General features: G+C 44.9%; 8 protein-coding genes and 2 pseudogenes. 8 read left to right on the top strand and 2 right to left on the bottom strand.

Annotated features, from left to right (window positions below):
* Positions 1–24 precede the first annotated feature (24 nt).
* Positions 25–2,235, top strand: coding sequence for a TonB-dependent hemoglobin/transferrin/lactoferrin family receptor (locus P7F88_RS16720; protein ID WP_277826510.1), 2,211 nt, complete (start codon positions 25–27; stop codon positions 2,233–2,235).
* 94 nt (positions 2,236–2,329) lie between these two features.
* Positions 2,330–4,123 carry an ABC transporter ATP-binding protein gene (locus tag P7F88_RS16725; protein ID WP_422128119.1) on the top strand — a complete coding sequence of 598 codons (1,794 nt, stop codon included), beginning with the start codon at positions 2,330–2,332 and terminating at the stop codon, positions 4,121–4,123.
* 201 nt (positions 4,124–4,324) lie between these two features.
* Here the strand turns inward: P7F88_RS16725 and rne are convergent, their stop codons facing one another.
* Complete coding sequence (gene rne / locus P7F88_RS16730) at positions 4,325–7,255, bottom strand: ribonuclease E (RefSeq protein ID WP_277826512.1); 2,931 nt, start codon at positions 7,253–7,255, stop codon at positions 4,325–4,327.
* Between the two features lie 637 nt (positions 7,256–7,892).
* On the opposite strand from rne, the pseudogene rluC reads away from it, so the two are divergent.
* Positions 7,893–8,836 (top strand): annotated as a pseudogene (gene rluC / locus P7F88_RS16735) (23S rRNA pseudouridine(955/2504/2580) synthase RluC).
* 15 nt (positions 8,837–8,851) lie between these two features.
* Here rluC and P7F88_RS16740 read toward each other — a convergent pair.
* On the bottom strand, positions 8,852–9,433 hold the full coding sequence (locus P7F88_RS16740; protein ID WP_277826514.1) for a Maf family protein: 582 nt from the start codon (positions 9,431–9,433) through the stop codon (positions 8,852–8,854).
* A 116-nt stretch (positions 9,434–9,549) separates the two neighbouring features.
* On the opposite strand from P7F88_RS16740, the gene yceD reads away from it, so the two are divergent.
* The 5 genes and pseudogenes from yceD (at position 9,550) to fabD (ending at position 13,305) form a co-directional block, all read left to right on the top strand.
* Positions 9,550–10,074 (top strand): 23S rRNA accumulation protein YceD, encoded by a 525-nt coding sequence (gene yceD, locus P7F88_RS16745; protein ID WP_277826516.1) that lies wholly within the window; start codon positions 9,550–9,552, stop codon positions 10,072–10,074.
* A 30-nt stretch (positions 10,075–10,104) separates the two neighbouring features.
* Positions 10,105–10,276: pseudogene (rpmF, locus tag P7F88_RS16750) on the top strand (50S ribosomal protein L32).
* Positions 10,277–10,285: 9 nt separating this feature from the next.
* The gene (plsX, locus tag P7F88_RS16755; protein ID WP_277826518.1) at positions 10,286–11,311 is read left to right on the top strand and encodes a phosphate acyltransferase PlsX; all 1,026 of its coding nucleotides are present in this window, start codon (positions 10,286–10,288) and stop codon (positions 11,309–11,311) included.
* A 5-nt stretch (positions 11,312–11,316) separates the two neighbouring features.
* The gene (locus P7F88_RS16760) at positions 11,317–12,297 is read left to right on the top strand and encodes a beta-ketoacyl-ACP synthase III (protein ID WP_277826520.1); all 981 of its coding nucleotides are present in this window, start codon (positions 11,317–11,319) and stop codon (positions 12,295–12,297) included.
* A gap of 84 nt (positions 12,298–12,381) precedes the next feature.
* Complete coding sequence (gene fabD / locus P7F88_RS16765) at positions 12,382–13,305, top strand: ACP S-malonyltransferase (protein WP_277826522.1); 924 nt, start codon at positions 12,382–12,384, stop codon at positions 13,303–13,305.
* Positions 13,306–13,316 lie beyond the last annotated feature (11 nt).

Below are 13,316 nucleotides of genomic sequence, written 5' to 3' on the forward strand. Positions count from 1 at the left end.
GTGCGCCCAAAATATGGAATAATAATGTTTAAGACAACAAAATTAGCGGCGGCAGTGAGTACTGCATTGACTGCATCATTAATGCTGCCAGCAGTGGCTCAAGCGGAAGAATCCTATACATTTGATGAAGTTGTGGTTTCCGCAACCAGAACAGAGCAGAACAAATCTGATGTGTCTGCTTCTATTGAATCAGTTTCTTCCGAAGATCTGGATAAAACACTTTCTAAAGATCTTTACGATGCAGTTCAATACACCCCCGGTGTAGAAGCAACAACTTCAGGCCGATTTGGTGTATCTGGCTTCAATATTCGAGGTATGGATGAAGGCCGTGTGAAAACGGTAGTTGATGGGGTTCAACAAACAGCACCATTTAATCCAGGAGGAGGTAGTGTTCAGGCTATCTATCCCAATGCAATAGAAGTCGACACATTAGCGGGTATCGAGATCAACAAAGGGCCATCTTCGACCCTATACGGCTCAGACGCTATGGGTGGTGTGGTTTCTATGAAAACTAAAGATCCTTCGGACTTTTTAGTGACGGATGGTGAGGAGTCTAGATTCGGTATCAAATCGAGCTACTTTTCAGCTGATGATCAGTTTAAAAATACGCTAACCTGGGCGATGCGTCGAGGTGACCTGGAAACCATTCTTATTGGTACTTATGCACAAGGCCATGAGCTGGAAACCTATGGTGACGGGGCTGATATTGATGGCAGTGACCGTGGATTAGAGAACCCAGCAGATAAAGACCTGAATAACGTTCTAGGCAAGGTTTATTATCGTCTGAATGACACAAACCGAATTGGTTTTGTGTTTGAGCGTTATGACTATACTTACGATGAAGATTCAAGAAGTAGCAACTACACGTCTCAATACATGGGAATGCCAGTGGTTGGTTATGATAACTCTCGTAGCACCGATAATACGGTAAGAACCCGCTATGGCCTTAATTATGAGCTAACTAAGCCAAATGTTGCCTTTGATGAGATGTTTGTTGCTCTGAACTTCCAGACAACAGAAACCTCTAATGAAAACTTTGCAACTGTGACCGACTATATGGGAATGGTTGGATACAACGGCGACCGAACTCGCTTACGCCAGGCGAAAGATGAGTCTATTCAGTTCGATAGTCAGTTTAACAAAGTCATCTTTACTGATAGTGCAAGTCATGAGCTTACCTACGGATTGACTTACATAGGCACAGATTTTTCGCTGGATAACGTAGATATTTACCATGATAACGGAACCAGTCAGCCGGGTGCGACAACTATACCTGATGCTAAGGTGACGCAATGGGGTGTATTCTTGCAAGACAATGCTTTCTTGCTCGAGGACACTCTAGTGTTAAATGCGGGGATTCGCTACGATTCGTTCGAAGCAGATCCGTCTTCGGACGATGGTTTCACAACGACTCGCAGCAAAAATAGTAACGATGCCTGGACAGGTAAAGTGGGTGCGGTTTATCACCTGAACAGTGAGCTAAGTACTTTTGCCCAGATTAGCCAGGGTTTCAAAGCGCCTACTGTAGAACAGCTATATTACGAGTATGATACTGGTGCGGATTACATCCCAAATCCTGATTTAAAAGCAGAAACCAGTACGTCCTACGAGATTGGATTCCGCCATCAAGGCGATGCAACAAATCTAGAACTCATTGGTTTTGTTACTCAATATCGTGATTTTATTGACTCAGAAGATGTCGATAATGGTGACCCTGACCCTGACCCTGACCCTGACCGTGATGCATTTACCATCGTAAACCGGGATGAAGTTGATATATCAGGCGTGGAGTTCAGTACAACCGTGCGATTGGATAAAGCAGTGTCGTACGCTCCAAAAGGTTTATATACCCGACTTTCTATTACCTATCTTGATAGTGAAGATCAAGCCACAGGCAAATCTCTTGACTCTGTAGCACCTCTTTCTTCTATTATCGGATTGGGCTATGACAATGTTGAGAAAGGCTTCGGAACACTAGCTTCATTGAAACTAGCAGCTAAAAAAGATGCTTGGTCTGACGAAGAACAGATCGATAGTGCTGGTTATGGCGTAATGGATATTACGGCGTACTACAAACCAGTAACAGACCTTACTATATCAGCAGGTTTGTTTAACGCGTTTGATAAGAAATACTGGACTTATCAGGACGTGAGAGGGTTGGATGCAGACGACAACAAAGACTTCTACAGCCAGCCTGGAAGAAACTGGGGTGTATCATTGGATTACCAATTCTAGGTCGCTTAGAGGTACCTTAAATAATTCAGGTACATACTAACTTTATCGCCATAGCCTACTATTAGGTTATGGCGTTTATTTATGTGAGATATATGTGAACAACAATCAAATAAGAATAAATAGAAGTTGGCTGTTAACTGAAGCCAAAAAACACAAAAACAAACTTATCTTTGCAAACCTAATTGCGATATTCGCAGCCGTGATTGCAGTGCCTATTCCGCTGTTAATGCCGGTGATCGTCGATGAAGTCCTACTAGGGCAGCCCGCTGGTGGCTTAGAACTTCTAGGTAAGCTTTTACCCGAGAGTCTGCATACTAATCAGGGGTACATTGGTCTGGTTCTGTTTCTTGTTATCTTTATGAGGCTGGCGAGTCAGGCTCTGAATATCTTGCAGACAAGACAATTCACGCTGGTGTCTAAGACTCTGACTTGTTATCTGCGCAAGCAACTGCTGGATAAGCTTGGTCGCATCAGCATGCGCCAGTATGAAGAGCGAGGAAGCGGTGGGCTAACTTCGCATCTGGTTACCGATATCGAAACTATTGATAGCTTTATTGGTTCTACACTTAGCAAGTTTGTTGTTAGCTTACTCAGCACCGTTGGAGTTGCTCTGGTTCTATTCTGGCTTGATTGGCGTCTTGCTCTGTTTATCATTCTTCTGAACCCGGTAATTATTTATCTGTCTCGTAAAATGGGTCAGCGAGTAAAGGCGCTCAAAAAACATGAAAATCAGTCTTTTGAGCGTTTTCAGCAACGTTTGGTTGAAACGCTGGATGGGCTATATCAATTAAGAGCTTCTAACCGGGAACAGGAATATCTCAAGCGTTTAAAACACGATGCGGATCTTATAAGAAATGATGCCGACAGTTATGCGTGGCAATCGGATGCTGCCAATCGCCTATCGTTTTCTTTGTTCCTCGTTGGCTTTGAAATTTTTCGCGCCGTAGCCATGGTGATGGTGTTATGGGGTGATTTGACTGTAGGGCAGATCATCGCTGTTTTTGGTTATCTCTGGTTTATGCTTGGTCCAATTCAGGAACTACTGAGTATTCAATATGCCTGGTTTAGTGCGTCTGCTGCTATGACAAGGCTGAACAATATTCTGGCTTTAGAGGAAGAATTCAGACCAGTTGCTCAGGTAAATCCTTTTAATCAGGATCAGGCTATTGATGTTGAGTTTCGTAATGTCTCTTTTTCTTATGATGATGAAAAGCAGGTGTTGGAAAACTTGAATCTGGACATTCCAAAAGGCAAAAGGGTTGCTCTGGTTGGCGCGTCTGGGGGAGGGAAGTCTACACTGATTCAGATTTTGCTTGGCATCTATCAGAAAAACAGTGGTGATATCTTAATTAATGGTTATCCGATAGAGCAGGTGAGTTACGAAGCGTTAAGAAAACAGATGGCGGTTGTATTGCAACAACCGATGATCTTTAACGACAGTTTAAGGCAGAACCTTACGCTTGGTGACGAAATAGCAGATGATCGCCTATGGCATGCTCTGGAAGTAGCGCAGTTAAAAGCATTTGTTGAAGAACAGCCTTCTGGGCTTGAAACCGAACTAGGCAGACAGGGTATACGTCTATCAGGAGGTCAGAGGCAAAGGCTTGCTATTGCCAGAATGGTATTGGCAAACCCAGAGTTGGTTATTCTTGATGAGGCAACATCGGCTCTGGATACCTCAACAGAAGCCGCTTTGCATTCTGCGCTTACAGAGTTCTTAGAAGGGCGAACAACACTGATTGTTGCTCACAGGCTTTCTGCAGTAAAACAGGCAGATCTAATCTATGTGCTTGAAGACGGGAAAGTGATTCAGACTGGTCAGCACCATGAACTCGTTAATGAACCGGGCTTATATCAAACTTTGTATGGGACTTTACAGGCGGGGTAATTGTTGCTGTACGCTAGGTCTCGACATAATCGGAATGGTTGTGGTGGAACAAACATACAAGGGTATGGACGCCCTTGTTTAAGCGTACAGGGATGTCTCGAGCGGTTTGTGGAACCATGACCATTTTGATTCTTGAATGACTATATAAAAAAGAGGCTGCCATTCGGCAGCCTCTTCTATTTTTAAATCAAAGCCAGTAGCTTAATAACCTTCAGGTTTTGTCATTCCTGACGATGCCTGATTGGTTGCTACCTGACTACCTGCGCCTTTCGGCTGGTAGCGTTCTTCACGGAACGGAGCAGCTATCACTTCAATCTCTTTGATTTCCTGTGGACCAGGTGCTTTCGCCATTGGAGAAGATACTTGTGCAGTAAATGCCTTCTTCTCGATAGTTTCTGCTTTCGCTGGTATTTCGGATACTGCCTGAGCTTCAGTAACTTCTTCAGTTTGCTCAACAACAGGAGCCTCAGCCATAACAGGAGCGGTTTCCTGTACAGCAGGCTGCTCTGCCACTACTGGAGTTTCTACCACTGGGGTTTCAACTACTTCAGCTTGTACCGGATTATCTTTAACAGCAGGTTTAACTACCGGAGCTTGCTCAACAACAGGGCGACTGATAATCACTTTACCCATTGCCATTTCAGGGCAAGCGAATCCGCCAAGTACAGGCAGTTCAACTTTCTCGTTCTTATTACGACGTTCTTTACGCTTCGGTGGCTTAGGAAGGTCGTACCTAGGCATAACTTTACCCATTGCCATCTCTGGAGAAGCAACCCCACCTTTACGTAGGCGGAATGGGTTAGGTCTGCGGTCACGTCCACGACGGCGACGCTGACCATTTGCTCTCAGGTGACGAGGAGAACGGCGATTACGGCGTTGTTTGCCTTCTTCACGTTCTTCACCTTGCTGAGGTGCTTTTTGCTTAGGCTTGTCTGCTTCAGCTTTTGCAACTTTAGCTTCAACCGTAGCTTCGGTTGTTGCTGCTTGCTCTGCTGCTGCAACCTGATCTTTAACGCGAACCTGCTTCTTAAGCTGACGGCGTTGGCGACGTTGTTTAACCTGAGCAGTTTTCTCTTCAGCACCTTTCTCAGTACCAGCATCTGCTGCCAGCTTTTTGCCTTCTTCAGCAACCTTTGAAGGTTTCGCTTTTCTATCCTGCTTAGGTTTGCGGTTCTGTTGCTCTTTACGACCTTCAGTCGCTTTTTCTTGCTGAGCTTCATCAGCCTTTGCAGGGCGGCGTTTACGCTTGTTCGGATCGCGATTATCACGGTTTCCGCTGCGACGACGGTTATTTCTGTCACGGCGGTTTCGATTGTTATTGCGATCTTTCTTCTCTTGTTCTTGCTTCTGTTTTTCTTCCTCTTCTTTCTTCTTCGCTTCAGCGTCAGAAGAACCAAACAGGAAGCTACCCAGAGCTTTGAACAGGCGAGTGATAACACCTGGCTTGTTCTCAGTTTCTTCTACTTTCTTCTCAGGTGCAGCAGCTGGTTGTGGTGCTGGAGCAGGAGTAGGAGCAGACTGAGCTGGTGCAGCAAAGCCTTTAAGTGCAGGCTCTTCAATCTTCTTAGGCTTAATTTCAGCTTCAGATGGATCTTTTTCTTCAGCTTCTTTCATTGCTTCTAGTTTCTTAGGAAGCAGGTAAGAAAGCAGATCTTGTTGTTCACCTTCACGCACACGGATCACTTCAAAGTGAGGAGTTTCCATGTCTGAATTTGGAACGATAATGATCTTCACATCCTGATGTTTCTCGATGTGATTGATGGAGCGACGTTTCTCGTTAAGCAGGTACGAAGCAATAGCAACAGGTACAATTGCTAGTATCTGAGCGCTGTTCTCTTTTAGTGCTTCTTCTTCAATTAGACGAAGTACAGAAAGTGCCAGAGATTCATTGTCACGCACAACACCAGTACCTGAACAGCGAGGACAGATATGGTGGCTAGCTTCTGCCAGAGAAGGGCTCAGACGCTGGCGAGACATTTCAAGAAGTCCGAAACGTGAAATTCGGCCAATCTGAACGCGAGCGCGGTCCATACGAACGGCTTCACGCAGACGGTTCTCAACTTCACGCTGGTGGCGTACTGGTGTCATATCGATAAAGTCGATTACAACAAGGCCACCAAGGTCACGTAGACGTAGTTGACGTGCAATTTCGTCAGCGGCTTCAAGGTTAGTATTCAGAGCCGTTTCTTCGATATCACCGCCCTTTGTTGCACGAGCGGAGTTGATGTCGATAGAAGTCAGTGCTTCTGTTGGGTCAATTACAATCGAGCCACCAGATGGTAAGCGAACTTCACGCTGGAAAGCAGATTCAATCTGGCTTTCAATCTGGTAGTGGCTGAATAGTGGCACTTCACCTTCGTATTTCTTAACTCGATTTAAGAAGTCAGGGCGAACAAGTTGGATGTGTTGGCGTGCACGTTCGAAAATAGTGTTGCTATCGATAAGGATTTCACCAATATCGCGACGCAAGTAATCTCGAATCGCACGTACGATAACATTACTTTCCTGATGAATTAGGAAAGGAGCAGGGTTCGCATCAGACGCCTCTTTAATCGCATTCCAATGATTCAGAAGTACGTTTAAATCCCACTCCAGTTCTTCAGCACTTTTACCTACACCAGCAGTACGAACAATCAGCCCCATGCCTTGCGGCAGGTCAAGAGTGCTAAGTGCTGCTTTAAGTTGTGTACGCTCATCACCTTCGATTCGGCGAGAAATACCGCCAGCACGAGGATTGTTTGGCATAAGAACAAGATAACTACCAGCAAGTGAGATGAAAGTAGTTAGAGCAGCGCCTTTGCTGCCACGCTCTTCTTTCTCAACCTGTACAATAACTTCCTGGCCTTCCGTTAGCACTTCTTTGATGCTAGGGCGGCCTTGATAGGTGTAACCTTCAGGGAAGTAATCGCGGGCAATTTCTTTTAGAGGAAGGAAACCGTGTCTTTCAGCGCCGTAATCAACAAATGCGGCTTCCAGACTTGGTTCGATGCGGGTGATGCGGCCTTTATAGATATTGGCCTTCTTTGATTCATGACCTGGACTTTCGATATCAAGATCGAAAAGTCGCTGGCCGTCAACCAAAGCGACACGCAACTCTTCTTTCTGAGTTGCGTTAATTAACATTCTTTTCATTGTAGAAATTCTCGTTGTCTTCTTTTATATCAGCTGACTTGTCGCTTTGCTTCGATACTGATGGTGCCAGATCCCATGGTTTACGGATGCAACCTCTCGGCTGGAAGGGATGCTCGGGGACACTCCAGTCATCAGATATACATTACAGTCTTGATACCTGATCCACGTCTTGGGTGGTATATAACTCAACATCAGTGAACGATGAGTAGAACGACAAGTACACCTCATCCCGAATGTCTTACGCCGCTGCTGCAGTCGAAAAATGAAGTAGTCTACTCATATTGCATTATTTTTATGCTCTGGATTGTCGGAAAAAGTGTAAAATATAACCAATCCGTCCATTACAAACGTGAACTATAGCAGCGTGAAGAAAACACGGCAATCTGCTTTGTTATAAACAGGATAAAAAATTGAACCAGACCGATTTTTCTTGTTTTTATTGTATTGAAAAATATGGGAAATATTGCATTTGGTTTATTTTTGTCCAATTTGAATCCCTAACTTTATTCACAGGTAGGCCTGAATTAGGAAATTACAACTTAAGTTTCCCTTTCGGTCGGATATTTTTTAGAATGTCGCGCTTGGTGAAAAACACCATGACAACCCCGGAACACACAGATTTTCTGAGCCAGAGCGAATGAATGAGATAAAAACCAAAGTCCAGTTTGTAGAAATAGACGAAGATATGGCTGGGCAGCGTATTGATAATTTTTTGCGTAATCAGCTTAAAAATGTTCCCAAAAGCCTGATTTACAGAATTATTCGTAAAGGAGAGGTGCGGGTAAATAAAAAACGCATCAAGGCAGAGTATAAGCTTAAGGCGGGTGATCTGGTAAGGGTACCACCGGTAAAAGTGGAAGAAACTGCACAGGCTGATGTGCCAAATACTAAGCTAAACAAAGTGGCTGAGCTTGAGCATTGCATCATCTATGAAGATGACCACATGTTGATCCTTAATAAACCTTCCGGTACAGCGGTACACGGTGGGAGTGGTTTGTCATTTGGTGCTATTGAAGCATTGCGTGCTCTGCGTCCACAGGCAAGATTTTGGAGTTGGTGCATCGTATAGACAGAGATACTTCGGGTATTTTGCTGGTCGCCAAAAAACGTTCTGCACTACGACATTTGCAGGCACAGTTCAGAGAAAAAACGGTGCAGAAGTATTATTTCGCTTTGGTAATGGGCGAGTGGAAAAACAGCTGCCGTACTGTCAATGCGCCACTGCTTAAAAATGAGGTGAACAGTATTGTTCGTGTAAACCCAAACGGTAAAGCATCGGAAACCCGATTCAAGATACTTGAGAAGTTCAAGGACGCTACGCTCATTCAGGCGAGTCCGATTACCGGAAGAACACACCAGATCCGGGTGCATACTCAATATACTGGTCACCCGATTGCCTGGGATGACCGATATGGTGATCGCCGTTTCGATGCTTATACGGGGAAATTCGGCCTAAACAGACTTTTCCTGCATGCCGCGAATATCAAGTTTACTCATCCGGGTACAGAGAAAGAGATGGATATCTCTGCACCGATGGGTAATCAGTTGGAAAAGGTTCTTTCAGGTTTACGCAAAGCTTAGTTGGTAGGGGGCCGGTTAGAGAACCTCAATCCCTTCTTTAGCTAGCATATCAATCAAAGTGATCAGGGGAAGGCCGATCAGTGTGTTCGGATCTTTCCCTTCTAACTTGTTGAACAGCGCTATTCCCAGCCCTTCACTTTTAAAACTGCCGGCACAGTTTAATGGCTGTTCTTTATTTATATAGCTTTCAATCTGCCGATGAGTCAGATTTCTGAAATGGACAGTAAAGGTATCGAGTTCAACCTGCTCGCTGCCAGTTTGGGTGTTGTAAACAGCAACTCCAGTATAAAAGTGAATTTGCTTACCGCTTGCTTTTGAAAGCTGTTCAATAGCCTTTTCTTTTGTATGAGGTTTGCCAACAATTTCGCCATCAATAACACAAACCTGATCTGAACCGATAATCACTGCCGGAGAACTGGAAAAGCAGCTTTTTGCTTTGCCTAGCGCTAGTCTTTTAACCAATTGTTCTGGTTTTTCTTTGTTGAATGGACTTTCATCAAAGTCTGGCTGAGCGACAGTAAAACTAACGCCTAGTTTCTCCAAAATGGACTTTCTAAAAGGGGAGGTTGAGGCAAGAATAAGGTTTAGATTTGGCATAGAAAAATTCTGCTTTAGGTATCTTGGTAACCATAATACTTCGAGAGGAAAAAAAGCGTAAGTTTTTTGCCTTTTCCTTTGACTCGAAGCGAATTGAAGGCTAATATTCGCGCCCTATGCAAAAGGTAAAAATACCGCGAACGGTTGATCCGGCGAAAGCAGCTCAGAAGCGACTTGATTATAATGGTATTATTCAAGTTAGCCTGTTGAAGCGTGTAGCTGAATCGGTCGAAGGCGTAAAACGCGACGCAGAAGTCTCATTGTCATTTGAGCTTGATGAACAGCGATTAGTCGTTATCTCTGGTAAAGCTAACGTCGAAGTCGATTTAGAGTGTCAGCGTTGTAACGAGGTTTTCGCACATGAGTGCGAAGTTCAGTTTACTTATACTCCTTATTACAGTGAGAAAAGTGAGCAGGACGCACCGGAAGAGTACGATTTGGTAGATCTGAACGAGTACGGTGAAGTTGATCTCATACAATTAGTTGAAGACGAGTTCATTCTTGGATTACCTCAAGTAGCAATGCACGATGAAGCGGATTGTAGCGTTGATTCGAGCAACTTGGTGTTTGGTGACCTTCCGGAAGAAATTGTGGAAGAGAAGCCGAATCCGTTTGAAGTTTTAAAAAACTTAAAGCGATAAGCCTTTAAGAATAACATAGGAGTAGGGTCCATGGCCGTACAAAAGAGTAAAAAGTCACGCTCAATGCGTGGTATGCGTCGTTCACACGATGCACTAACTTCAGCTGCACTTTCTGTAGACGCAACTTCAGGTGAAACTCACCTGCGTCACAACGTGACTGCTGACGGTTACTACCAGTGGTAAAAAGGTAATCAACAAGTAAGGTTGCCTTTTGCAAAATATTACCGTTGCACTTGATGCAATGGGCGGGGATTTCGGTCCTCGCGTCACAGTGCCTGCCGCCGTGCAGGCATTGTCGCATTTCCCAGAGCTAAAAGTGATTCTTGTTGGTGATCAGGGTGAGATCACAACACAGTTAGCACACCTAAAGACTTTACCCAGCGAACGCCTGTCAATCCGACATGCTGATCGTGTCATTTCAAATTCTGAAAAACCATCCCTTGCACTTAGAAATAGTGCAGGAAGTTCCATGCGTATTGCTATTGACGCTGTTTCTGACGGCGAAGCCGATGCTTGTCTCAGTGGTGGCAATACCGGCGCATTGATGGCGTTATCCCGATTCCGGTTAAAACTGTTGCCTGGTATAGAAAGACCAGCTTTGGTTTCAGCCCTACCTACAGCACAGAGAAACAAAACCTGGCTACTGGATCTCGGCGCGAACGTGTCGGTAGATGCGGATACTTTGTTCCAATTTGCCGTGATGGGCAGTGCTTTAGCCAAAGAACACTTGAATCGGCCTCCTCGCGTCGCCATCTTAAATATCGGTGAAGAAGATATAAAAGGGAATGATTTAGTTAAGCGCTGCGCAGAAATGCTCAGCAAAACTAAATCGGTTAACTTCATTGGCTACATTGAAGGTGATCAGCTTCTTCACGATGCTGCGGATGTGGTTGTGTGTGATGGCTTTGTTGGCAATGTTTGTCTTAAAACCTGCGAAGGTGTTGCGCATCTATTTATTGCCAAGCTGAAAGAGCACATGATGGCGTCTAACATAAAAGGCTGGATCGCAAGAAAACTGTTCTCTGAACTGTTTAATGAGCTAAAAACGCTGAACCCCGACCAGTATAATGGTGCAAGTTTGTTAGGATTGCGCGGCATCGTGATAAAAAGTCACGGAAGCGCTGATATACCTGCTATTATCAATGCAATAGGTGAGGCGGTACACGAGGTCAAAAGACAGGTACCCAGCCAAATAAGTGATCGTTTAGAAGCGGTCTTACTCGAGAGGCACTATTAGTCTTCATGTTTAGTAAAATTCTAGGTACAGGCAGCTACCTGCCGTCTCAGGTGCGTTCTAACGCAGATTTGGAGAAAATGGTAGATACAAGCGATGAGTGGATCGTTACCCGAACAGGTATAAAAGAGCGTCGAATCTCAGCAGAAAATGAAACTGTTGCGGATATGGCAACAGAAGCAGCTCGCAACGCTATTGATATGGCGGGAATCGATAAGAACGATATCGATATGATTCTTGTTGCAACCACAAGTGGTTCGCATGCCTTCCCATCTGCAGCCTGTCAGGTTCAGGCAAATCTTGGTATCAAGCACTGTCCTGCATTTGATATGGCGGCAGCGTGCTCAGGATTTGTATATGCACTGTCTGTTGCGGATCAGTATATTAAAACAGGCCATTGCAAAAACGTTCTTGTGATAGGTTCTGATGCACTTTCAAAATCTTGTGACCCAAGCGATCGCTCGACCATCATCCTGTTTGGTGATGCTGCGGGTGCGGTTGTTGTTGGTGCAAGTGAAGAACCAGGTATTTTGTCTACCACAATTAATGCAGATGGTCGCTTTGGCGATCTGCTGAGCCTGAAATACCCTAACCGTCGTGAAGAGATCGACAGTGAATGGGAACATAACGACGATATTAATAGCTGGTTACACATGGCAGGTAACGAGGTATTTAAAGTCGCAGTGACTCAGTTGTCACGTCTGGTAACAGAGACTTTGAAAGAAAATGGCATGGATAAGTCAGAGCTAGACTGGCTAGTTCCGCATCAGGCGAACATGCGTATTATCTCTGCTACCGCTAAGAAGCTGGCAATGCCAATGGAGCAGGTGGTTGTTACCCTTGATCGTCATGGTAATACGTCGGCCGCGACAGTACCAACGGCTCTGGATGAAGCTGTACGAGATGGCCGAATCAAGCGAGGTCAGACACTTCTGCTGGAAGCGTTCGGTGGAGGGTTTACCTGGGGCTCTGCACTAGTAAAGTTTTAATTTGATTCAAAATTAAAGGGTGGTTTCAACCATCCTTTTTCTTAATACATATTTTATGTTGAGTTGCTTAAAGGAAAAATAACTATGAGCAAGTTTGCTATCGTATTTCCGGGCCAGGGTTCACAAGCAGTAGGAATGCTGTCTGAGCTTGGCGAACAGTACGAAGTTGTAAAAAATACATTTGCAGAAGCATCTGAAGCACTAGGCTATGACCTATGGGCGTTAATCCAGAATGGTCCTGCAGAAGATTTAAACCAGACATTTCGCACTCAGCCTGCGCTGCTAGCATCTTCTGTAGCTATCTGGCGTGTATGGCAGGAGCTTGGTCTTGAGCAGCCTGAATATCTGGCTGGTCATAGCCTTGGTGAGTACTCTGCGCTAGTGTGCGCGGGTGTTATCGACTTTAAAGAAGCGATCAAGCTGGTAGAGCTTCGTGGTCAGGCAATGCAAGAAGCAGTACCTGCTGGCGTTGGTGCGATGTATGCGATCATTGGTCTTGCGGATGATGCTATTGCAAAAGCATGTGAAGAAGCGGCTCAAGGCGAAGTAGTATCACCAGTTAACTTTAACTCACCTGGTCAGGTGGTTATTGCTGGTAACAAAGCGGCTGTAGAACGCGCTGGCGCATTATGTAAAGAAGCGGGTGCGAAACGTGCACTTCCTCTTCCTGTGTCTGTTCCTTCTCACTGTGCGCTTATGAAACCTGCGGCAGAAAAACTAGAAGCAGCTCTGCAAGCTATTGAATTTAATACGCCTGCAATCCCAGTGATCAATAATGTTGACGTTATTGCTGAAACGGATCCTGCGAAGATCAAAGACGCGCTTGTTCGCCAGCTATACAGCCCGGTTCGCTGGACAGAAGGCGTTCAGAAGATGAGCGAAGATGGTGTAGAAAAGCTGCTTGAACTTGGTCCTGGTAAAGTACTTACTGGTTTGACTAAGCGTATTGTTAAAACGCTTACTGCTGCTGCGGTAAACGATGTTGCGACGTTAGACGCAGCAAAATAATCGTTGAGGTA

The sequence above is a fragment of the Vibrio hannami genome (assembly GCF_029589055.1).
GTDB lineage: Bacteria > Pseudomonadota > Gammaproteobacteria > Enterobacterales > Vibrionaceae > Vibrio > Vibrio hannami.